The organism is Methylibium petroleiphilum PM1 (assembly GCF_000015725.1).
Classification (GTDB): Bacteria; Pseudomonadota; Gammaproteobacteria; order Burkholderiales; family Burkholderiaceae_C; genus Methylibium; species Methylibium petroleiphilum.
On sequence record NC_008825.1, the window covers coordinates 1,259,691 to 1,282,154 of the forward strand.

Consider the following 22,464-nt stretch of genomic DNA (forward strand, 5'->3'; position numbering starts at 1 on the left):
CGATGCTGATGATGAACCGACCCACCCCGGGCCCGCGCTGCGTGGCCGCGGCGCTGTGCGCCGTGCTCGGCCTGGCCCTGCTGCCGGCCGCTCACGCCAAGCTCCCCGCACCCACGCCCGAAGCCAAGGCCAAGGCCGACGAGGCCAAGGCAAAGACCGCCTGGTCCGACAAGGTGGCGGCCTTCCAGCTCTGCAAGTCGATGGATCGCGTGGCCGCTCGTTACGCCCAGGAGGCCAAGGCGGCGGGCAAGGAGACCAAGCCATCGATCGCCACGCCGGCCTGCACCGATCCCGGGCCCTACCAGGTGGCCGCGACCGCCGCCACGCCGCCGCTCGAGGCCGCCGGAGCGCACTCGCCGGCCAAGACGGCGACCACCCCGCCCAGCGGCAAGGCGACCTCGGCAGAGCAGACCGGGACGCCGAAGAAGTAGCAGGGCGGTGAGCCTGACGCCCGGCACGGGCGCGTCGTCGTGAAGGAGTCTGCGATGTCCTACCGGTTCGCCTTGTTCCTGGTTTCCGCCGTCGCGCTGTCGGCCTGCGTCAGCAAGCCCCCTCCCGGCGGCAACACGCCACCGAGCGCCGCACAGGGCGTGTACTTCATCGAGCCCGTCGACGGCAGCACCGTCAGCAGCCCGGTGAAGGTGAAGTTCGGTCTCAAGGGCATGACGGTCCGGCCGGCCGGCGAGCTCGCGGAGGGCACCGGGCACCACCACCTGCTGATCGATACCGCGGGTCCGGGGCAGGGCAACGTGATTCCGGCGGACGGCAGCCACTTGCACTTCGGCAAGGGCCAGACGGAGACCGAGGTCCAGCTGGCGCCCGGCAGCCATGTGCTGAAGATGCAGTTCGCGGACGGCCTCCACCAGTCCTACGGGGAAGCGATGAGCGCCTCGGTGCGCATCACGGTCCGGTGACGGCGCGTTCCTCCGCCCGGTCGAGCGGGCCGCGCTCGTTTCGGGCCACACTGCGGGCATGAACGATCAGGACCCGCCGCTGCCTCGATTGAGCCGCGCTCAGGCAGCGCTGACCCGCAGCGTCGACGTGCTCGACGAGCACGGCCAGCGCGAGACGATCCAGATCCCGGCCGAGCGCCCGTTGACGGTGTTCGTCGACAAGCGAGAGCTCGTCACGCTGATGACGCTGGGCGCCGAACCCGAACTGCTGGTGCTCGGCTACCTGCGCAACCAGCGCCTGGTCGACTCGATGCACGACATCGACTCGGTCACGGTCGACTGGGACGTGGGCGCCGCCGCGGTGAAGACGCGCGCCGGCATCGAGGATTTCGACCGCAAGACCGCCCGGCGCGTGGTCACCACCGGCTGCGGTCAGGGCACGGTATTCGGCAGCCTGATGGACGAGCTCGACACGCTGGTGCTGCCGGACCCGCAGGCCGCCCGCATCAGCCAGCGCGCGCTGGTGGCGCTGCTCGATGCGGTGCGCCGCCAGGAGAGCACCTACAAGTCGGCCGGCTCGGTGCACGGCTGCGCGCTCTTCACGCTGGCCGGCGACGACGCGCGGCTCGAGCTCTTCGTGGAGGACGTGGGCCGCCACAACGCGATCGACACGCTGGCCGGCTGGATGTGGCTGCGCGGTCTGGGCGGGGCCGACAAAGCCTTCTACACCACCGGTCGCCTGACCAGCGAGATGGTCATCAAGTCGGCGCAGATGGGCGTGCCCATCATCGTCTCGCGCTCCGGCATCACGCAGATGGGCCACGAACTGGCCACGCGGCTCGGCCTGGCGCTGTTCGGCCGCGCGACCAACCGGCACTTCCTCTGCTACAGCGGCTTCGAGCGCTTCGACGGCGATCCGTCGCTGGCGCGGCCCCCTTCCGTGCCGCCGGCCGGGGAGGGCGGGAGCCGGGCTGCCTAGAATCCGGGCTTCTTGCAGGAAGAAGCACCGCGATGAGCATCAAGAGCGACAAGTGGATCCGGCGCATGGCCGAGCAGCACGGAATGATCGAGCCCTTTGAGCCCGGCCAGGTGCGCAACGCCCCCGACGGCCACCGCATCGTCAGCTACGGCACCAGCAGCTACGGCTACGACATCCGCTGCGCGCCGGAATTCAAGGTCTTCACCAACATCTACAGCACGGTGGTCGATCCGAAGGCCTTCGACGAGAAGAGCTTCGTCGACATCGACGCCGAGGTCTGCATCATCCCGCCCAACAGCTTCGCACTGGCGCGCACGGTCGAGTACTTCCGCATACCGCGCAACGTGCTGACCATCTGCCTGGGCAAGAGCACCTACGCGCGCTGCGGGATCTAATGTAGTCAAGAGCTTTCTGAGTAATTTGAGCAAGGTAGACGGGCTGAACTGAATTTCTTCTTGGTCATTGACTTCTAACGGCTGTTTGGCAAGCCCGCGCAGCGGGCGCGTCAGTCCATAGTGTGGGGAACCGGGGAACCGCCCGAAGGGCGGCTGTGCACACCCATGAGGTGTGTACAGCCCGGTTGTCCACACGGGCGAGTGGAATGCTTGGGTTGCCGGCGGGCTTTGAAAGGTGTGGTCCTCCGTCGAGGTCAAGCTCGGCCCGTCTTGGACAACACTTGCCTAGGCGCGGCCAGGTTTGCAGGAAGCAGTTGCCTGCTTCGAGTTGCCTCTCGCCACGAAGGCGAGGGGGATTCTGCGGTCGTTGCTGGACGCAGGCGCCTGAAGTCGGCCGCACGCCCTGACCGTCTACCCAAACGGTCGGCCGGCTTGCTGGTGCGGCATCGTGACGTTGCGGTAGCACCCGGGAACGGCGAAGGACGTCCTCCTGACGATGGAAGACGAAAAGGGGCGTTCGCCAGCGTGATCGTGTGGCGCGGTGTCTGGTAGCGGCAAGGTGCGATCAACAAGTCTCCTGGCTAGCCGCCTCTATGTACTCACGCCGCCGCGGGGCCGACTGGTTACCGAGAGCCGTGATTTTCACCAAAGAAGTCAAAGAAAAAGCCGTAAAAAAAGCACGGCGTTCGCCTTGTTTTGTGCTCGCGCGATCTCTATTGTTCAGGGGATGCAAGCACCCTTGACGCCATGAAGACCGCTGAAGACAAGCGCAAGATCTCGGTGCAGATGTGGGCGCCGCTGCTGCACAAGTTCAACGAGCTGTGCAACAAGGCTTGCCTGAACCGCGATGCCTACTTTGACTTGGTGCTTGACCACGAGGCGCCGATGCTCCTGTCTGAGCTTGCCGGAAGGAAGAACTCCGCGGCGGCGCGCAAGTACGTGAAGCGGTGCCTGCTCGAGCTTCAAGACCTGAGGCCGGTGAGCTTCAACCTTCGACGCAGCACCGCGGAAGCGGTGGATCGGGCCTGCGATGAAGCGAACCTGTGGCGCGACGTGTTCATCAACCGCGTGGCCTATCTGTTGGTTGTCAGGACGTCGAGCTTGGAATCGCAGTGGGACATTGAGTTCAAGCACTACCGGGACGAGATCTTCGAGGACGGGTGGGAGATCAAACGCCTGCTGCTCGGTCCTCGACTTCTAGCGATCGCTGACTTCCTCGGCGACGACCCCTTCGCCGGCATCCGAGCCGTCCTGCGGGCGGCCGATCGCGACACCGGGGGGGGCCTGCACCTGCAGCCTCTTGGCATGCCGGGGGCGGTACGTGAGCAACGAGGCCTCGCGGGTTTCACCACCTATTTGGAGGACGAGTTCGTGCCGGGCACCGAACCGAACGCTGCGCAGGCTCGGATGGTGGAGGTGCTCTTAGAGACCTTGCGCGAAGAAGGCGCCGAACGAAGCGGCGGCACCGCAGTGCGAAAGTCTCCGAAGGCGAAGAGGTCCAAGGGAAGCAGCCGTCGTGTTGGTGCATAAGGAGACGTCGATGACAAGGAGCAGTGAGTCGTTTTCGGCGGAGCGCCTTCTCGCAGAGTTCGATGAGGTGAACGCGGCGATGGCGGCAGCGAACACGTGGATGGCGAGTCTGGAGCTACGACGGCATCAGCTTGCTGACCTTCTCGACACAGCGACGCGGCCGACGACGACGCAGCTCGTCGCGGTCGCGCCGAAGATGGTTCACCGTGGCGTGCTGTTCCGAGGTGACCTTCGGCGCATGTGGAACTTCATCGACATCCACCTGTTTGTGCTGCGGGGGCTGCGGGCGGCGGTGCCTGAAAGGCGGGCATCGATGGCCGCTGCGATGTCATGCCGCGGTACGGCGCGCAGCTACGTGGCTGAGGACAGGCAACGGTTGTTCTTGGGCAAACCGGACGGATGGGTTCGCCGCCACAGCGTCGAGCTGTCCGAGGGGTGGTACGCCGACACGAACCTCAGCGTCGAGCGCATGCGAGTGCTTCTCCCCGTTGCAGTTCGCGCGGCCGGGTGGAGGTGGGGCGACGACGTGCGGGTCTTTTGGCGACCGACTCCGTTGAACTGAAGAAGTCCGGTCAAGATGTATGGTATTCCATACAGTATCGACGCGGCGAGGTGCTGTGGGGGTTGCCGGACTGGTGAAGTCCTCCAGTCCGGCTAAGATGCCCGGATGATTCCAATAATTCCCGGTCTGAAACCACAGTTCTCCGGCCATGAGACCTTCCCTCTGAGGCAGCTTTGGCTGCACAAGGCGGTGCGCGCGGTCGAGGAGAACGGCGCGGCCTCCTCACCCTTCGGCGATGAAGAGGCGATCGTCCGCTTCGGGGTGGGCAAGAACATGGTCACCTCGATCCGCTTTTGGGCGACGGCCTGCCGCGCCATCAGGGAAGAGGGCGACGGCTACGCGCCGACCGGGCTCGGTGCCGACATCTTCGGGCTCGATGGCTTCGACCCGTACTGCGAGCAAGCCGCGACGCCGTGGCTCATGCATTGGTTTCTCGCGAGCACCTACGACAAGACAACTACGTGGTACTTCCTCTTCAACCACGTCACTCAGCAGGTATTCGAGCGCGAGGCCGTGGTCGCCGCACTGCTTGGCGGGTTCAGTGAGCTGACGCAGGCAGTGCCAACTCTCAAGCGCATTTCGCCGGCGACTCTGAAGCGGGACGTCGAGTGCTGCATACGTAGCTACGTACCGCGGCTAGGAAGCGAATCGCCCGAGGAGATGAGCGAGCCGCTGCTTGGTGAGCTTGGCCTCATTCAGCAGAACGCCAAGGGTACGTTCGAGTTCCGGCGAGGCCCAAAGCGATCGTTGCCGGACGGCATCTTCGCCTATGCGCTTCTTGAGTACTGGAAGCGTCAAGCCGCCGGGTCGGTCATGGCGTTCGATCGCGTCGCCCACGACTACGGTTCACCGGGGCGGGTTTTCAAACTGGACGAAGGTGCGGTAGCCGACCGCCTGATGGCGCTCGAAGCGCTGACCGACGGCGACATCCAATGGACCGAGCAGGCAGGAATCAGGCAGGTCACGCGCACGGGGCGGGCGCTCGCGAACATCGACGAAGCGATGACAAAGGTGCTGAGGGCGGCGTATGGGAGGCGCTAAGAAGATGTCCGATGAACAGCTAGTTCCACGGCCACTGTCGGAGGTCGTCTCGATATCTCGGCAGTTCCTGCGCTCCATCCGCCTCGACGCCGATTTCGGTCGGGAAGACGCGTTGTCCGGCTACGTCTGCCAAGGGACGGCTCGATCACTCCTGGAGAGCATGGCCCGGCAACTGGTGTCGACGCGGCAACGGGCCTTCACGTGGACCGGACCGTACGGCGGCGGAAAGTCGTCCCTGGCGCTGATGCTGTGCTCTCTGGTCGGCCCGAACCCGCGACTGCGTGCGCGTGCTCGCGACATCCTCGACCTCCCGGCCGACAGCCCGGTGAGCAAAGCCTTTGAGGCGCGAGGCGAGGGCTGGCTCGTGGTCCCGGTGGTCGGCAAGCGTGCAAGCGTCGTTCAAGAACTGCACACTGCCCTGAACAAGGCGCGAGGAGGCGGCCGTCGAAAGCAAGGTGAGCTTGTCACCGAACTGGTCGCGGCCGCGGAAGCGCACCGCCAAGGCGTGCTGGTCGTGGTCGACGAACTCGGCAAGTTCCTCGAGGCTTCTGCACAGGGCGCCGGCGACGACATCTACTTCTTTCAAGAACTTGCCGAGGCGGCAAGCCGCACCGCCGGCAAGCTCGTGGTGGTGGGCATCCTCCATCAAGCCTTCGATGCGTACGCGACGCGACTGGGCCGCGACGCGCGAGACGACTGGGCAAAGGTGCAAGGGCGCTTCGTCGACATCCCACTGGTTGCTGCCTCCGACGAGGTGATCGAACTGATCGGGCAGGCGATCGACGTCAATCCGTCAGTCGATAGATCCCTGCTGATGCATTGCGTCGAACCCGTAGCTTCGGCCATCCGGACACGGCGCCCCGGCACGCCGGCAAGCCTCGCTAAGAGCCTGGCCAAGTGCTGGCCGCTTCATCCTGTGACGGCATCGCTGCTGGGTCCGATCTCGAAGCGCAAGTTCGGCCAAAACGAGCGCAGCACCTTCGGCTTCCTCGCGTCGCGCGAGCCCAATGGCTTTGCAGAGTTCATCGAGGGCCAGCCAGCGGACTGGAGGTCCATCTACGAGCCGGCGCGCTACTGGGACTACCTGCGTGCCAACCTGGAACCGGCCATCCTTGCGTCACCGGACGGCCACCGTTGGGCTGCGGCGGCCGACGCCGTCGAACGCGCCGAAGCCAAGGGCGAGGCCATCCATGTTGCGGCAACCAAGACCGTCGCGTTGATCGAGATGTTCCGCAATGGCTCCGGTCTCGTCGCGGACGAGTCAGTCCTCCGAGTCTCGGTTCACGCCCGCAACTACGGGGAAGTGAGCAAGGCGCTGCACGACCTGGTGCAGTGGAAGATCCTGATCGAGCGTCGCCACCTCGGGGCGTACGGTGTGTTCGCCGGAAGCGACTTCGACATCGAGGGGGCCATCTCGCATGCGAGAGGTGAGATCGGCGGTCCGTCGTTGGAGCACGTGTCCGCGCTGAGCGATCTGCAACCGGTCTTGGCCAAACGCTTCTATGCGCAGACAGGTACCATGCATTGGTTCACTCGGCGCATCGTGCGACTGGCCGACCTGCCTCACACGCTGGAGCACTTCCGGCAGGACAAGGGCAGCGCCGGCGCGTTCCTTCTCTGCCTTCCCGATGTCGACACGAGCGAACGCACCGCCGAGCGTCAAGTGAGATCGGCCAGCGCCGAGAACCCGACCGTGCAGGCGTTGCTAGGAACACCGGCGAATGCCGCTCGGATATCGGAGCTCGCGCTCGAGCTGGCGGCAGTCGAGCGCGTGATGAAGACGCGGCCCGAGCTCGAAGGGGATGCGGTGGCGCGACGGGAGCTTGGTGGGCGTCTCGCAGCCGTCCGTGGCGCTCTGGAGGACGAACTCGCCGATGCGTTCGTCCTGTCGAAGTGGTACTGGAAGGGAGAGCGGACCGGCGCCGACAAGCACAGCTCGCTCTCGTCGATCGCATCAGACGTCGCCAAGGACGTCTACCGCAAGGCGCCGACGATCTTCAGCGAACTGCTGAATCGCGAGGATCCATCGAGCAACTCGAACAAAGCTCGTAAGGATCTGATGTACCAGATGATCCGCGGCGGTGCCCGCGAGAACCTCGGCTACACAGGCTATCCCGCGGACGCTGGCCTCTACTACACGATCTTGCAGGCCACCGGCGTGCACCGCAGAGACGAGAAACGCGGCTGGGGCTTCTACGAGCCCTATGTGACGAACCCTCGGCTCGAGGGCATGTGGCAAATGTGGACGGCTGCTCGTGAGCGCGTTGCGCAGCCGGCCCACGAGACGACGGCTTCCGATCTGTATGCCTACTGGGGTGCACCACCCTACGGCGTGCGTGCGGGGGTCATGCCGGTGCTGGCGCTTGCCTTTTACCTGGCATACCGGTCCGAACTCGCGATGTACGTTGACGGTGTGTTCACGCCGGACCTCAGCGAGGCGGTGATCGACGACTGGCTGCAGGATCCACAACGGATTCGCTTCCAGTACGTTGCGGCGTCCAAGGACCAGGAAAGCCTGGTCAAGGCGATCGCAGCCAGTGTCTCGGAACAGTCCAACGTCACCATTCCGGCGGCACCACTGGACGCGGCGCGCGCGCTCGTTGGTCTGGTGACGTCCCTGCCAGGCTGGACTAAGCGAACGCTCACGGTATCGCCAGCCGCGCAAGATGTCCGCGCGATGCTTCTCAAGGCGAGCGACCCGCACAAGGTTCTGTTCGCCGATCTACCGACGCTGCTCAAGGCCGACTCACCGAGCGAGTTGGTGCTGCGCCTTCGCGCTGTCACCAATGAGCTGTCGACTGCCTATCAATCGATGTTGGCGCGCGTCCGTGAGCACGTGTTGAAGGCGCTCGACCATCAGGACCGGCCTCTTGAATCGCTCAACCATCGCGCGATCAACGTCAAGGGCATCACGGGTGAGTTCCGACTGGATGCGTTTGCAGCCCGCCTGGAAGTGTTCGACGACACCGACCAGGCTGTGGAGGGGATCATCAGCCTCGCGGTCAGCAAGCCGTCGGCGCAGTGGGTCGACCGCGACATCGATGCTGCGCTGCTTCAACTCGGCTCCTGGGCCATCGATTTCCGTCGGGCCGAAGCCATGGCGCCGTTGCGAGGCCGCCCATCGACGCGGCGCGTCATCGGTGTCGTGTTCGGCGCCGGCAAGGGTCAGGACGCAACCGGCTCTGTCGACGTCGCGGAGAGCGACATTCCCGCGATAGACCAGCTCGTGAAAGAGCTGCTAGCCACCGTCCAACGTGAGCGACGGGAGATTGTTCTGGCCGCTCTGGCAGAAGCGGGAGCAATGTTGGTCAAGCTAGGAATGAAGGAGAAGGCGTGATGGCAGAACACCATGTGCTGGGCCTGTCCGGAGGAAAGGACAGTGCGGCCCTGGCCGTTTACATGCGGCTCCACCACCCGGAGCTCGAGATCAAGTACTTCTTCACGGACACCGGCAAGGAGCTGCCCGAGGTGTACGAGTTCCTGGGGCGCCTCGAGGGCTTCTTGGGCCGTCCGATCAACTACCTGAACCCGCATCGGGACTTCGACTTCTGGCTTCGCCAATATGGCAACTTCCTGCCATCAGCGAGCACTCGCTGGTGCACGCGCAAGCTCAAGCTGGAACCGTTTAAGAACTGGATCAAGCCTTGGCTGGCCGCCGGCGACAGCGTGCATAGCTACGTTGCGATACGGTCGGATGAGGATCATCGGGAAGGCATGGTCGCCCAGCATGAAAACCTTTCGGTGCACCTGCCCTTCCGCGAAGCCGGCGTCGACAAACTCGCCGTGCTTGAGATTCTCGAAGGCTCTGGGCTCGGCTTGCCGAAGTACTACGATTGGCGCTCGCGCAGCGGCTGCACGTTTTGCTTCTTCCAGCAGAAGGTCGAGTGGGTTCGCCTGAAGCAGATTCATCCGGATGAGTTCGAGAAGGCAAAGGCCTACGAGAAGACCGCCATCGAACACGGATCGCCGTTCACGTGGGCACACCGGGAGCCGCTGACCGAACTGGAACAACCCGAACGGATGGCCGAGATCGAGACGGACTTCGAGCTCCGCAAGCAACGCGAGTTGGCGCGCCGCAAGCCCAACCCGCTGCGGCCGGTGACCTGCGAGCCTGTCGACATCGACGACCTCTACCTCGAGGACGAAGGCGGGGGCGCTTGCCTCGTGTGCCACAAGTAGAAGTCATGAGCTCGACGGGCATTGAACGTCGTCACCGATCTGCCGAGGCCGATCAGGCGGGCTTGTGGTGCGACACAAGGCAGCGCCCGAGCACGACGCTGAGCCCTGAGGTCGAGCCAGACCCCAATGCATTTGACTGGCACAGCAGAAAACTGCTTGCCAGCTGTACCACGCCGTGGTGTCTCACCTCGAGATAACGGAACAGGAACAATCCGACGAACTGCACTGGATCCTCGACCAGGTGCGTGCGGAACTCAACGCCAGATCTAAGCGACGTGACTAGCTGCTAGCGCAGCCAGCCGTCGAGCTTGTCAAAGATGCGCTCACACAGGTGCTGAGACCGCTGCTCGATGAACGACGCATCCCACTTCGCGCCGACAGTTCCGCGCAGGGCCAACGGCGCCAAGTGCGGCACGTGTTGAGTCCCTGCACTCAGCGTGCTGAGGCTCGGTGGTAGCGAAGCGATCCCCAGGCTCGCCATGAGGGCACCGGAACTCGGGCCTGCGGCGGTACTGGTTGGCGTGGTCAGGTGCCAGTAGTAGAAGGCCTTGTCCGGCCACTCCGAGTACACCGACGAGTTCACCGGCATTGACAGTAGGGTCAGGTTGCCAATCTTGTCGACGATGGACGTGTTGCCCGGGTAGATCGCCGGATCGAACATCGCAGGAAACGTCAACTTCTTGGGCTGGTCACGTGTCGCCACGTGCTCGATCACCTCGAAGGCTGAAGCGTGCCAAGCCTTTGAGGTCAGCATTGGCACCGAACCGGGCTTGCCATCGACGTAGAAGCCCTCTCGTCCAGCGGCGAGATCGACCCCAACGTCGTGCGCTGAGACGAACAACCCGAACTTGCATACGGTCTTTCGCTGATACCACGGCGAACCCTTCGCAGCGTTCACCCAGAGCGGGCGAGCTGCGATGCTGCTGGTCGCATCGTAGATCCCCTGGCCAGCGAGGGCCAAGCGGAGGGCACCCTTGAGGTAGGCGGCTGTCTGGTTGGCAGCGCCTCCCTTCAGGGACATGTTCGGCGCATGCTGGTCGAAGAGCTTGCGGTAGTCCGAATCAGGGAATCGCCCTTGCGACGCTCCCATCCAAAGGGTGAAGAACGCCGCGACCGCCTTCGCGGCTGACAGAAACTCTGCCGATGCGCCAGCCAATGCCACCGGGTCGCCCTTGGCCCGAAGAAGCTTGGCGTAGAACAGGCTGAGGACAGAGTGCGCCATGGCATGCTGTGCATCGCGAACGAAGTAGATGCATAGGGCCGCCAGGTCCGCATCGTCGAGCGGCATGCCGAGCTGCTGGAGGTGCGTCACCAAGCCCAGGTTGGTCGAGTTCTTCGGGGATCGCCGTGGCTTGACGACGACATCGAAATACTCCGCTTGGTCAGCTAACGCCTGAACGAACGTCGCAGCCAAGGCGCTCGGCGGCGCTGGCAGCGTGGCCGTCAACCAGTCCCGTTCTTCGCTGAAGCGCTTGCTCAGCTCGGTCCCGTCATACACCAACGCGGTCGACACAATCACCCGATCGGTGAGGTCCTCCTTCCGATCAGCGGTGCTCTCTTCATCGAAAACGCGCTCGATGCGATCCACCTGCGGCTTGATGCCCGTTGAGTAGTTGGCTCCCCAGGCCTTCACGACGGCCGGCTTGAACACCTCAAATGCGGTTAGCGGAGTGCCGGTGGCATTGAGCGACTGGAACATGTCGAACGCCAGACTCTCGTCCAAGCATTCGATCACGACAACATGACACCCTTTGCGCAGATAGATCGAAGCCGCGAGCAACAGCACCGCCGAATAGAAGCACTTCTGCTCTGGTGCTCCCAAGGCTCCGATCTTCGTAAGGTCCGGGGGGTATCCGGTGAAGCGTTCAAGCGCGCTGCCTTCCATATCGTTCGCGACAAGTAGGCGCGAGGCCAGCACCTGGTCCGCAGTCTCAAGCTGCGAATCAATGGTATCGATGAACTCTTCGACGACCGACTTCAAACGATCATCCAGCGCCAAGTCCGCCAGCTTGACCCCATTGATCGCATTCGCCAGTAGCGATGAAGTGTTGGACCGATAGAACGCGTCGATGGCGCCGGCCAACGTCCATTGGTCCGAGACGGGGTTGCTGGTCACGTCACCGGCGCGAATGACGATGGGCTTGCGGCTCGGCTGGGCCCCCCCCTTGGTCGTCTCCACGGAAAAGAACTCGCGAATCAGACGGACCTCGTCGGTCAGTTCGTTCGCCAAGCTTGCGAACTCGGCATGGGCGCCGCCGACCGTGGTCAGCTGGCTCGCCAACCGTCCCGCGTACTCAGCAAACACGCATGCGAGGATGGCTAGGGACGTGATGCGCTGCTGGCCGTCGACCACGTTGGAAACTTTGGTCAACAGATTCGGCGTGTCGAAGTGGGTTCCCAGCTTCGGATTCTTTTCGTCATGAAGAATGACCGTGCCGAGGAACAGCGCATGCGTGGGCTTAGAGAGCGTGCGGCGAACGGCGGCGAAGATGTCCGTGATGAGCTTCTTCGCGTTTTCGTCATCCCATGAGTAGTTCCGCTGGTAGTAGGGGATGTAGAAGCCCCTGCCCATCTGAGAAAAGAAGCCATGCAGTGCTTCGGCGCTGTGGGTAAACGGCTGAGCCAACGTTCTGTCTCCCTAGTTGTCGTCGTTCACGATCGCGGCTACTGCGGCGGCGATGTCGTCGTCATTGAGAAAGGGCGCCTGGCCGAACACCAGGCCTTGTTCGCCCGCAAGCTTGGCTGCGAGATGCCCCTTGCCGAGCAACAGTTCGGCCCCTGGACGATCGAGCGCGATCTTCGAAGTGGCTTCACTGGCCACCTTCAAAATGAGCCGGTTGCCCAGGTTCTCTCGTAGCTGCATCGGCATAACGTCCTTGTCGGGACGCTGCGCAGCGAAGACCAAATGGATGCCAGCCGCGCGTGCCTTGACGCCCAGGCGAGCCACTGCCGCACTCACCACGCCCTTGTAGTTGTCGTCGAGCATCCAGTCCGCGAACTCGTCGTGCACAAGCACGATCATCGGGAGTCGGCGATCTGGCGTGATTTTCGAGTTGAAGGTTGGCAGGTCCCGGGCTCGGACTTCCGCGAACTGCCGGTACCGCTGGTCCATTTCTTCGACGAGCGCCTTCAGCACCTCGATGGCCCGCTCCTGCGTCGTGATGATCGGCTCGCGTAGGTGCGGTAACGCTTCGAGCGCGGCATAGTCGACCCCCATCTTCGGATCGATCAGGACGATCTTGGCAAGGCGGCTGGGGTTGGTCGCGGCAATGTCCAGCAGCAGCGACTGGATGAGCACCGACTTGCCGCTGCCCGTCGCGCCGGCGACCAGAGAGTGCGGCTCGTGCTGCGACAGGCCGCCAAAATCGCCGCCTAGATTCAGGTAAAGGACGTTGCCATTGAGTTCCTGCAGGCCGAGTGCGAACGAAGTATTGATGCCCGCCGCGTTGCGCTTGAGTTCTCGCCGTGCCCAGACATCCCACAGCGAAACCGCCTGGCGCTTCTCGCCGGCGATCGACACGATGATCTCGCCCGGCTTGGGCTGGACGGTCACCAGCTGCAGGCTGTGGGTCGTGAGCAGCTGCATGCGCTTCGACTCGATGTCTTCGACCCGAAGCCGATCGGAACCGGCCAAACGCACGAGGCAGCCGTTAGGTGTCAAGCGCGTGCCGATGACGTTGGCCTGCAGGCCATAGCTGTTCAGCGCCTTCTTCAGCGCCGCTGTCATCTCGCGGGCCCAGGCCTCCCTGTCGTCAGTCGCGGTCGAAGCGGACCCGGCGTGGCTTCCGATGAGCTGCGTCAACGCCGGACCGTAGGCCGCAGCTGGCTGCGGCGCCGCTACGTCCAGTGGCGCGGCGACGGCCAGCGGCACCGCAGGTTCGAGGGGAACCGCTGGCTCCGGAGCGGCTGCAGCAGGTTCCTCTCCCGGCACGACGGCCGCCGGGGCTTCCGGTGCCGCAGGCGCCGCGGCGACGGGCGGCGGTGCAGTGTCACCCACCAGCTTGCCAATCATGTCGGTCCAGGTGACCCGCGCAGCGGGCGCATGGGCGTCGCTCAGCTGCCATGGCTTGTCACCACCGATCGACTCCCGGACCTCGGTCGGGTCGCGTTCCTGTGCATACGCCTCCGCGATGCGCCGCAGGGCCGTTCGATCGAAAACCTCCTGGAAAGCGATCGCGGGAGCGCTGATTTCCACGGGTGCACGCATCGACTGTGTATCTGGCTGGCCGGCATCTGCGCTGTGAAGGAACACGTGGGAGTAGCCGCGCAATGACAGCTGCACCGTTCCTTTGCGGATCTCATCCCGTGCGCGCTCGAGCAGGGCGGTCTGGTCTGGGGGGATGACGGCATCGATCAGGAGGTCAGCCAGGCGCGCGAGCCAAAGGTCTCTGTCCAGTCTGCCAGGGTCGCCGAACAGCGCCTCCCTCAAGGTGGTCAGCGTCGCCAGCAACTGTGCCCGGGAGCCGCGCTTGGCGTCCGCGGCGGCTTCGGCGGCGACGTACTTCGACTCGACAACCGCCAGGTGCAGACGGATGCCTTCCGACGACTCCTCGATGCAAAGTCCGAGCAGGTCGGCAATGCGGCTCTCGCGCTGCGCCAGCCAGCTCGCGTAGTCGTCAAGAAGGAAGAAGACCTGCACCGGGCTCTTCTGCGGGCTGCCGCACACACGCCAGAACTCGTGCTGAACGAGGTAGCGGCTGAGCGTCAGGCCCAGCATCTCGCCGGCGGACACGCCGCGCTTCGCGGCGCGCAAGACGATGTCGCCCGATACCGCCAGCGCGTCGCGGATGACGCGATCCGCGGCCGCGTCGAGCCGGTCGACAGGCACGTTGAGACCCAGCTCGTCAATGCGGCGACGCGCGAGGACCTTGAGCAGGCGCAGCTCGGACGTCGAGCTGACGATCATGTTGCGCCCGTTGGTCCTGTGACGGCGGTATCGCACCACCTTGATGTCGTTGGCCAGCAGCTGCCGCTTGTCGAGCAGCTCGTCGTAGGTGGCCACCCACTCAGCGATCTGGTGCGCATCCCGGAAGATGTCGCCCAGGCGCTCGTTCTTCAGCGAGATCTGGCGTGCCGGAACCAGGTGGTGGCCGGCCGGGGGATCCTGCTGCCGCACCACTGCGCCCACCATGTCGACGTAGGCACGTCCGGACGCGGTCTGCTGTGGGCAGGTCAGAAATGTCGTCGACTTGAGCTCGTTCTCCCCGGACACGCTGCGGTATGACCAGCGTGACGGCGCGTGCTCGAGCGAGTCACGGTCGTTGAGCCAGTGTTGAGGCACCCACTCCGGTGAGGCGGTTCGTGCGACGACGTCGTGCAGGAACGCGATGTCGAAGGGGCGGAAGCCGTGCGCGGACTCGGGGAGCGAGCCGCTGGTGGGGACGACGGAGATCCTCAACTTCGACATGAAGTTGTCCGAGGTCTCGCTGACCACGGGAACGTCAGGGTCCGCATCGGACTTGCTCACCAGCTCGGCGTAGAGCTTGCGCAACTTGCCTGGGTCCGTGTGGCGCACCGCCACGTTGCACTGGAGGTCCGACTCCTCGCTCTCCAGGTCGGTGAGAGCCCGAACGGTGGCCAGGGGCAGCGCGGCCGCGTCGGCGTTGTACAGCACGACCGACATGCTGCTCGCCTCGTGCCGCTGCAGGCCGACGTAGCGTTCGATGAGCTCACGCACTTGCCGTGCGGCTTCCGTGGGGCTCACATCGGTCAGCTCATCGTCGCCCGATTGCACCGGCTGCTCCATCAGGCTGTAGCCGTTGACCGTACTGGACTCAGCTACAAGCACGGGCGCCCCGTTGCGGTCGGCGACGGCGACCTCGGGGTAGAAGGGGTGGGCCAGCTCTTCGGTGAACTCCTGGAAGAAGATGTTGCGGTCCCCGAAGTCGATGTGCTCGGAAGACAGCAGGTGGTTGATCAGGCCGGCCGTGCGCCTGAGCTTGACAGCAAGTGCCTTCATCCGCTCGGGATGCCACGGGGGCACGACGAGGCTGGGCTGGTCGCCGGTGACAACAACGGTCCCGGCACGCAGGATCAGGTTGACCAGCTTCGATCGCGCGACATCGCCTCGGGCGTTGTCTTTGAGCAGCCGCAGCAGCGCCGCAAAGTGCTCGGCCTGCTGCATCACCGCATCAGTGTGCAGACCGCGGCCGATCATGTCGCCGAGGGCCTGCTGGTACGTCTCCTGGAAGCGATCCCAGGCCTCGACGATGGCCTTCGCCTGCTCCGGGGTGAGGCGCTCCTGCTCCTTAAGCTGCTTGATCGCTTGCGACACTTCGCGGCCGAGGTTGCGGATCTTCGCGGGCTGCGGGACCAGGGAGCCCGCGTCGCGTCCGAAGGTAGCCTCCAGCGTGCTCACATCGAGCAGAGAGACCGACTGGATGCCGCCCTTCTTGCTGACCAGCCGACGCGGTACTTCGGTGCAGGCGATCGTGCCCTTCTGGCGCAGCCGCTGCACGTCGTCCAGGAGCTGCAGGCCGATGGCCTCGGGCTGCCCCCACCAGATCAGGTGCGTCTTGTCCGCCGACACGACTTTGTCGCCCTGGCGGATTTCCAGTGCGACCTCGAACTTGAGCTGGATCTGCTGACGCGCGACGGAGATCACCGGCTTGGCCGACTCGGGTTTGCGCGCGCGCTCGAACTCCAGAAAGGCCGGGAAGTCGAACAGCGGGTCCGGCAGCCCGGGGTAGTTCGGCACCGAGCGCTCGAACGACACGCGCTCTTGCAAGAGCACCCGCAGCGCCCGGTACATCGTCGAGAAGTAGTTCCCGATGTCGTGGTTGAAGCGCTCGCGCCAATCCTTGCGGCCGCGGGCGACCTTGATCCGGACTCGTCGATCACCCACGGCGCTGGCTTCGGCCGCTGTCAGCCGTTGGATGGCGGTGACCAGGCCCTCCAGGAAGTCCGTGCAGTCGATGGGCTTCCCAAAAAGGGCCTTCTCCCACCTTGCCTTGAGCTTCGGATGTTGGTCGAGGTAGGCGCGATGAAGGTCGAAGAACTGCTCGTCCTCATCGGTCCACTCGTTGCGCTTCTCGCGGGTCCTGAGATCGACCAGGTGAGCTTCCCACTCCGGCGACAGGACATCTGTGTCGTTGCAATCTTCCTTGAAGAACTCGGTCGTCTCGTCGGCCAGGCCTCGCTTCTTCTCCTTCGGTCGGTCGAACAGCAGGTGGATGCCATCGGCCTCCCACTCGAAGTCGCACAGCGCCCGCGCCACGTCGAGGTCCCCCGGCTGCGCGGCGATGAAGCCGCCAATGACCGGCCGCGCCTCAAGCTTGATATTGGCCTCGTTCTCTTCGAACCGGTCGCGGATGTCCGCGCCATCGATCGTCTGGCCGTTCTTTCGCTGCTTGACGACCAGCGGGGCCCGTTCGTTGAAGAGCTTCTCGAACGCCTTGCGCCATGGCGTGATGGCAATGCCATAGGTGCGGCTGTTTGTGAACAGCGCCGTATCGCGGGGCAAGCGCAGTTCCGGCAGCGCACGGCCGATGGCCGCGCGGATGGGAAGTCCTTCGGACTTCGAGGCTTGGCCAATCGCCGCACAGAACGCGGCCAGCTGGTGGAGCGAAAACTCCTCGGCGGCGAGCAGGCCACGGAGGGCTGCGATGAAGACCTGATGGTCATCGTCGGCCAGCAGTAGCCCGGTGCCGAGGATCGTCGCCTCGACCCACTCCGCGGCCTGGCCGTGAAACTCGGCTGCGCCGATGGGCGTGACATGGCCCAGGGTGTCTTCGAGGTTTGGCTCGAGACCGTTGGCCGTCAGCATCGCCGCCTTGTCGGTGGGCGTGTTGCGAACGGCTCCCGCGTTCTCTTCGGTTAGCAGGTCGGGATGCAGGGTCTCGTTGACGACGAGAGTCCTGGGGATGCGCACGTCAACCAGCGCCCGGAGCGTGGTGTCGCTGTGGATCTCACGAACGATTGCCGCGATGTGGCCGCTGCTCAGACGGTCAAGACGAAACAGCGCCGGCGCCTCGGAGGCGCCGTCAGCTTGCTTGGCAGTGGCAATGCGCTGGCGAAGGATGGCCGCGCCCACGCGGCCGACAATGATGTCTGCGATGCTCACTGGGCACCTCGGCGGGTGAATGGGTTCTCCACGAAGGCGCACGAATCTGACAGGCGCCGCACCAGACCGAGGCCGAGGAGACGAGTCTCCAGGTGGGCCGCGTTGTCCATCAGCGCGGCCTGGTCCACCTGGTGGCTCTCGATGTAGCGGGCGCCTTCTACGTGCCCGACCACGATGCCGTAGCGCCGGTAGATCTCGGCCAGGAACTGTGAGTACTCCATCGTGTCGTCGACGACCGTGACGACGAGTGCCTTCAGCAGCCTGTCGCTTGGCGCATAGCGGACGCGCCGGCTCAACCGCCGTGAACTGAGGCCAAGTGCCCGAGACCATGTGCCATGGATGCGGGCAACGTGCTGTTCGTGCCGGTTGAGGGCGCGCTCGAGGAGCCGGCCGAGCAACTCGGTGGGTGCCATGTTGGTCAAGGGCACCTCGTCGTCCTTCTCGTACTGGAAGTGCTCCCGCACGAGGGCGGCGCAGTTGCCCGTCGGGTCTTCGGAAGCCAGCGCTTCCAGCCATGCCGGTGTCGTTTGGAACCGCTTGATGAGCGCTTCGATGGCACGAACAGACATGCCTTGGTTGGTCTGGAAGCCAGCGATCGAGAGCGCGCGAACCTTCGTCCGTTGCTTCGACACGATCTCGCACAGCAACTCCACCGGCTCTTCAGCGCCGATGGCGTCCCGGGCTTGCTCAAGGAAGTACAGCAGGAGGTTCAGGCCGGTGATGGTGATGAGGTGGTCCAGGCCGTCGTACAGCGGCATGTCGCGCGACAGCACGGCCAGCCAGTCGTCGCACAGGCGATCAAAGCGTGGGGCGCTGGCCAGGGGGAGGTAGCCGACTTCCTTTTCCTTGTCCGCAAGATGCGGCGGGCCCTGCAGGGAGGCGACCAGCCGGTCCATTTGCGATTCGGACTGGAACATGCGTCGCACGAGCTCGGCGCCGAGTTGCGGACTGCGCACCGCCCGGCTCAGCATCAGGTAGAGCAGTTCGCCTGTGCGGGCGAAGAAGCGGCGATCGTTGGACGCGTTGCCACTCGCGTCGAAGCGCAAGTCTTCGTACAGCGCGGCCGGCCCGAACGGGAAGACGAAGCGCGAACTCCAGCGCTTGTTGCTCTGTCCCTCGAAGGCAGAGGTGCGCAGCAGCTCGACAGCGCGCGCGAAGTCGTCGAAGCTCGTGAATCTGCGCTTCAACTCGTTCACATACCGTTCCGGCGGATCCGTCGCGTCCTCGCGAAATAGTTCGACCCACCGTGCCCACTTGGCTTCGTCGGAGCCGGTGGTGGAGCGCACGACCTCGATGTACGGGTTGTTGAAGAGGATGTTGCGCAGGCGGACCTGGTGCTGCGGGCGGTAGCGCACGCGGCCTTGGGCCGGTTCCCGCAACGGGTTGCTGAGGTTCGACTGCAGGACGTTGAAGAACTCGAGGACTGCCAGATGGGGAAGCTGCTCGTCGTACAGCCGGTGGCCCCAGATCTGCTCGTCGACGACGAATGAGACTTCCTTGATGGTGGGTGTCATGCACCGGCTCCCACGGTCACACGCTTGAGAAAGCCGCTGCCGTTTTCCTCGATCTCGATGAACGCGAGCTGCAGCTCGCCAGCGTCGGCGGTGGGTTCGCCGGGCTCGCTGTCATGTTCTGTCATCTGCTGCTGCCGCACGTGTTCCGCCTTGCGCAACAGTCGAACCTTGAACGCCAGCAGGTCTTCGTAGCACTCGTTGGAGAAGCTGCTCGGCAACGCGCCCTCAGCCACCCGGCAGATAAACTCGAATCGAACCGGCGTCAGGTCGAACTTGACCGATGCGGCCGCACCCGGGGCGACGTGCACCTCGATGGCCGGCCGCTGCGTGATCTGATCGAAGCGCAGGCGCAGCCCGGCCCCGTTGCCGACTCGCTTGGCAGGCACTTCGGTGTCGCACAGCACGCTGATCTTTGACTGGCTGAACCCGCCCGAGCTCGCGATGAAGATCGTGTCGGTGTTGTCGAGCAGAAGGCCCGTCATGACTCGGTTCAGGCCACGCACCATGCGCCCGCGCACGTGAGGCGACACCGCAAGGTTCTGTTCGCAGCACCGCTGCAGCGCCAGGTAGTCGCCTGCGAAGCGGAACATCGACAGGCTCCAGAATGGATAGGCTGCCGCGTCCTCAGCTGGCAGCGTGAAGAACAGGCGCTGCCGTTGGTCGCTGAGGCGCTGCACGAAGGCCGCGGCGGTCTGCTCTTCGCGCGCCGACTCGTCACCTTCCAGGTATTGGGCCTGCTGGGTGAGGTACCCGGCGCCGGCGCCGTAGACCCGGTCGTTGGCCACCAGTCTGTCGAAGTCGATGCGCAACGATTGGTCGTGCTGACCGTACACGAGGAGGCCGTCGATCGTGTTGGTCGACTCCTCGCCGATGCCGAAAGAACCCAGGGTGCGGAAAACCGTCCGCGCCATCGCGCGACGATGCCCAAGATTTGCACCGAAGACGTTCCGGTAGATGCTGGCGCGATCGGTCAGCCGCTCCTCCTGCAGGCGCGCGACGTCGCCGCACGTCATCAGGTTGTCCTTCGCATCCGGGTGACCAAGCAGCATGTTGGCCACTAGCGCGAGGAGGTCGCGCATCGGCAGGTGGGCGCCGTTCAGGCGGGCGAGGTCGATCAGGTCCTCAAGGCGACTGATGAACAGGCCGGCATCATCGGCGCCCATCGCGCGCCGACGGTTGGCGGCGATCGGACACTGACGGTCACCGGCGTTCAGCTGGCATCCATCGCAGTGGCTCCAGTCGGGGTGTTCGGTCACTGCCTTGATGACCGCGCGGAAGGAGTGGCGCTGAGTCGCGCCGCCGAGGTCGTTGAGCATCAGCCCAGGGATCGTTCGGCCCGGCTCAAGGAAGGCTCGCTGCACGTCATCGAGGAGCCGAGAGGCCGAGCCGTCCGCGGGCGAGCGGAAGGTGCGCAGCCGGTCGAGGATCTGGCCGTGGTTGCAAGCGATGACGTAGCCGACCGGGTGGCCCGGCTCAAGCGCGGACGACTCCAGCCCGGCCAACACGGCTAGGCCCTGCTCAGGGGTCAGCTCGCTCAGGTCCTTGACGAAGGTCAGGGCACGACCGCCGGCGAGTTCCAGCGTCTTGGTCTTCTCGTGCCGATCCCATCCTTTGGGGTCGCCACCCAGCCGCTCCCAGAGCTTGCGTGCGTGGTACGTCTTGCCGTCACCGGCGGTGCCGGCGATCAGGATCGACCGCACTTCGCCGGCGGCCACCTTCTCGGCCATGGCATCGACGGAGGGCGTCGGAAGTTCGATGGGCCGCACCTGCGCCCGCTTGAGCGCGGCGTTGATGTGCTCGTCGAACAGGTTGCCGTTGGTCGGCAACGGTCCGTAGTTGCGTAGAAATCGAATCCAGTGTGCTGCGGGTGGCGTCACGGCCCCCTCCCCTGTGTTGCTCCGTGCCCGTTCCCGGCCGGCGGTTGGATTGCTGGGTTATTTTCGCCCTTGGCAGGCCAGGACTTTCTAATACAGCGGGAAATGTCGCTCCTTGTAAACCGAACGCGACACGAGCGGGCGGAGTGCAGATGCTCTGTGCCGCAAGCGGGGCAGCTTGGGGTAGGGAAAACGCGGACCCGGATCTGAGAGGGGTTCGAGGCGGCGTAGCCACCAGGAACGTCACCCGGGCAGGTCGGCCCCTACCGGTGGCCCCTTACGGGTCAAAGGGGGCGGCGGTTTCGTGTGCCGCGCTGAAGTAGGCAGCCGGCATGCCAAGCGCATCGGCGACACTTCGACCTCCAGGTCAATGGCAGCGGGGGCACGATGGGCATTGCAGAGGGCTTCTATGCCAACGTCACGCTGACGGATGTGCTCCTGGCGTCAGCGTACTACCCGATCCTGGTGGACTTGGCCAAGCACAAGCATCGTCTCACCTATGGCGAACTGGTCGAACGCGCGAAGGCCGAGTATCCGGAGAGGCCGGTGGTGCAGAAGGCCATTGCGGTGTCCACTGGTCGCCGGCTCGATGTGGTCCGCATGTTCACGAGCGAACGAGGTCTTCCGGACCTGACTTCCCTCGTCATTAACAAGGGTTCTGGCGAGTGCGGCAGTGGCTTCACTCGCCACTTCGATCCAGTCGCCGCCCGCGAACGAGTTTTCGAGTTCGACTGGAGCACGGTGAGCCTGGACTTCGCCTGCTTCGTCAAGTCGACCGAGGTCGCGGTGCAACCGCGCAAGAGGGTGAAGGAGCCGCGCGCTCGTGAGCTAATGGCGATCTTCTACCAACAGCACAAGGCGACGTTGCCGCCGGCCGTGCGCGATCGCCGCGAGGTGATCGTCGAGCTGATCATGGAAGGCTTTGCAGAGCACGAAGCCTTTGCGCTGGCCATCCGAGACGTCGGATAGCAGTCGTATGGCAACACTGACAATGATCGTTGCACCTGAGGCGTGGCGGTAGTGCGGTGCTCGATGCGGAGGATCGTGGAGGCTGCCGGATGAAGTTGGAATCGGGGAGAGCATCGATCGTGATTCGCACCGGTACCCCTGGAACGGTGGTTTTCGAGGTGATGGGTTCGACTGGGGAGGTGCTGGCGAAGAGCATGCCGTTTCCCACGATCTGCCGCCTTGAGGCGGCGTTGGCAAGCATGGGCGCCGCGGTCGATGGGACATGGCGGGCCACGTGTGGTCCGGAAGGAGGGACGTTGCTGCTGGTCGGTCGTCGGCGAATCCCACTTCATGGAACGCCTTCGGAGGCCGAAGTATCCCTTGCCATTCAGGTCGTCGCGGAAGCGCGGATCATTGACCTGCGCCCGGAAGGCCGAAGAAGACAGGATCTGACCGGGCTGCGATGTGACCTTTCCGATGGATAGGT

Annotated in this window: 14 protein-coding genes and 1 pseudogene; 11 read left to right on the forward strand and 4 right to left on the reverse strand. The window is 64.5% G+C overall.

Going from position 1 to position 22,464, the window contains the following annotated elements; genetic code table 11:
- Window positions 1–2 precede the first annotated feature (2 nt).
- From MPE_RS05895 to MPE_RS05935, 9 genes and pseudogenes are all read left to right on the forward strand, one after another.
- On the forward strand, window positions 3–431 hold the full coding sequence (locus MPE_RS05895) for a hypothetical protein (protein WP_011828772.1): 429 nt from the start codon (window positions 3–5) through the stop codon (window positions 429–431).
- A 54-nt stretch (window positions 432–485) separates the two neighbouring features.
- The gene (locus MPE_RS05900) at window positions 486–914 is read left to right on the forward strand and encodes a DUF4399 domain-containing protein (RefSeq protein ID WP_011828773.1); all 429 of its coding nucleotides are present in this window, start codon (window positions 486–488) and stop codon (window positions 912–914) included.
- 58 nt (window positions 915–972) lie between these two features.
- Window positions 973–1,872, forward strand: a complete 900-nt coding sequence (locus MPE_RS05905) for a formate dehydrogenase accessory sulfurtransferase FdhD (RefSeq protein ID WP_011828774.1) — start codon at window positions 973–975, stop codon at window positions 1,870–1,872.
- A gap of 32 nt (window positions 1,873–1,904) precedes the next feature.
- Window positions 1,905–2,264: pseudogene (locus tag MPE_RS05910) on the forward strand (dCTP deaminase); the annotation flags it as partial.
- Window positions 2,265–3,014: 750 nt separating this feature from the next.
- Window positions 3,015–3,797 carry a hypothetical protein gene (locus MPE_RS05915; protein ID WP_011828776.1) on the forward strand — a complete coding sequence of 261 codons (783 nt, stop codon included), beginning with the start codon at window positions 3,015–3,017 and terminating at the stop codon, window positions 3,795–3,797.
- Between the two features lie 10 nt (window positions 3,798–3,807).
- Window positions 3,808–4,359, forward strand: coding sequence for a hypothetical protein (locus MPE_RS05920; protein WP_041929559.1), 552 nt, complete (start codon window positions 3,808–3,810; stop codon window positions 4,357–4,359).
- Between the two features lie 105 nt (window positions 4,360–4,464).
- A complete protein-coding gene (locus MPE_RS05925) occupies window positions 4,465–5,400 on the forward strand; it encodes a DUF4007 family protein (protein ID WP_011828778.1) in 936 nt (311 codons plus the stop codon).
- 4 nt (window positions 5,401–5,404) lie between these two features.
- A complete protein-coding gene (locus MPE_RS05930) occupies window positions 5,405–8,737 on the forward strand; it encodes a hypothetical protein (RefSeq protein WP_011828779.1) in 3,333 nt (1,110 codons plus the stop codon).
- The gene (locus MPE_RS05935; RefSeq protein WP_011828780.1) at window positions 8,737–9,579 is read left to right on the forward strand and encodes a phosphoadenosine phosphosulfate reductase family protein; all 843 of its coding nucleotides are present in this window, start codon (window positions 8,737–8,739) and stop codon (window positions 9,577–9,579) included. Before MPE_RS05930 ends, MPE_RS05935 begins: the two co-directional genes overlap by 1 nt.
- 286 nt (window positions 9,580–9,865) lie before the next feature.
- Here the strand turns inward: MPE_RS05935 and MPE_RS05940 are convergent, their stop codons facing one another.
- From MPE_RS05940 to MPE_RS05955, 4 genes are all read right to left on the reverse strand, one after another.
- Window positions 9,866–12,205 carry a DUF262 domain-containing protein gene (locus tag MPE_RS05940; protein WP_011828781.1) on the reverse strand — a complete coding sequence of 780 codons (2,340 nt, stop codon included), beginning with the start codon at window positions 12,203–12,205 and terminating at the stop codon, window positions 9,866–9,868.
- A 12-nt stretch (window positions 12,206–12,217) separates the two neighbouring features.
- Entirely contained in the window at window positions 12,218–17,641 is a 5,424-nt protein-coding gene (locus MPE_RS05945; protein WP_011828782.1) for an FtsK/SpoIIIE domain-containing protein, read from the reverse strand.
- Window positions 17,638–18,996, reverse strand: coding sequence for a methylation-associated defense system protein MAD7 family protein (locus MPE_RS05950; protein WP_237706374.1), 1,359 nt, complete (start codon window positions 18,994–18,996; stop codon window positions 17,638–17,640). The genes MPE_RS05945 and MPE_RS05950 overlap by 4 nt, the downstream gene beginning before the upstream one ends.
- A gap of 155 nt (window positions 18,997–19,151) precedes the next feature.
- Window positions 19,152–21,032 carry a DEAD/DEAH box helicase family protein gene (locus tag MPE_RS05955; RefSeq protein ID WP_011828784.1) on the reverse strand — a complete coding sequence of 627 codons (1,881 nt, stop codon included), beginning with the start codon at window positions 21,030–21,032 and terminating at the stop codon, window positions 19,152–19,154.
- Between the two features lie 384 nt (window positions 21,033–21,416).
- On the opposite strand from MPE_RS05955, the gene MPE_RS05960 reads away from it, so the two are divergent.
- On the forward strand, window positions 21,417–21,998 hold the full coding sequence (locus MPE_RS05960; protein ID WP_011828785.1) for a hypothetical protein: 582 nt from the start codon (window positions 21,417–21,419) through the stop codon (window positions 21,996–21,998).
- 89 nt (window positions 21,999–22,087) lie between these two features.
- The gene (locus MPE_RS23185; protein WP_148210900.1) at window positions 22,088–22,462 is read left to right on the forward strand and encodes a hypothetical protein; all 375 of its coding nucleotides are present in this window, start codon (window positions 22,088–22,090) and stop codon (window positions 22,460–22,462) included.
- The last annotated feature ends 2 nt before the right edge of the window (window positions 22,463–22,464 follow it).

Excerpts from the sequence above, each read along its gene's own strand:
- MPE_RS05895 (WP_011828772.1), top strand. The coding sequence starts at position 3 with ATGCTGATGATGAACCGACCCACCCCGGGCCCGCGCTGCGTGGCCGCG.
- MPE_RS05900 (WP_011828773.1), top strand. The coding sequence starts at position 486 with ATGTCCTACCGGTTCGCCTTGTTCCTGGTTTCCGCCGTCGCGCTGTCG.
- MPE_RS05905 (WP_011828774.1), top strand. The coding sequence starts at position 973 with ATGAACGATCAGGACCCGCCGCTGCCTCGATTGAGCCGCGCTCAGGCA.
- MPE_RS05915 (WP_011828776.1), top strand. The coding sequence starts at position 3,015 with ATGAAGACCGCTGAAGACAAGCGCAAGATCTCGGTGCAGATGTGGGCG.
- MPE_RS05920 (WP_041929559.1), top strand. The coding sequence starts at position 3,808 with ATGACAAGGAGCAGTGAGTCGTTTTCGGCGGAGCGCCTTCTCGCAGAG.
- MPE_RS05925 (WP_011828778.1), top strand. The coding sequence starts at position 4,465 with ATGATTCCAATAATTCCCGGTCTGAAACCACAGTTCTCCGGCCATGAG.
- MPE_RS05930 (WP_011828779.1), top strand. The coding sequence starts at position 5,405 with ATGTCCGATGAACAGCTAGTTCCACGGCCACTGTCGGAGGTCGTCTCG.
- MPE_RS05935 (WP_011828780.1), top strand. The coding sequence starts at position 8,737 with ATGGCAGAACACCATGTGCTGGGCCTGTCCGGAGGAAAGGACAGTGCG.
- MPE_RS05960 (WP_011828785.1), top strand. The coding sequence starts at position 21,417 with ATGGGCATTGCAGAGGGCTTCTATGCCAACGTCACGCTGACGGATGTG.
- MPE_RS23185 (WP_148210900.1), top strand. The coding sequence starts at position 22,088 with ATGAAGTTGGAATCGGGGAGAGCATCGATCGTGATTCGCACCGGTACC.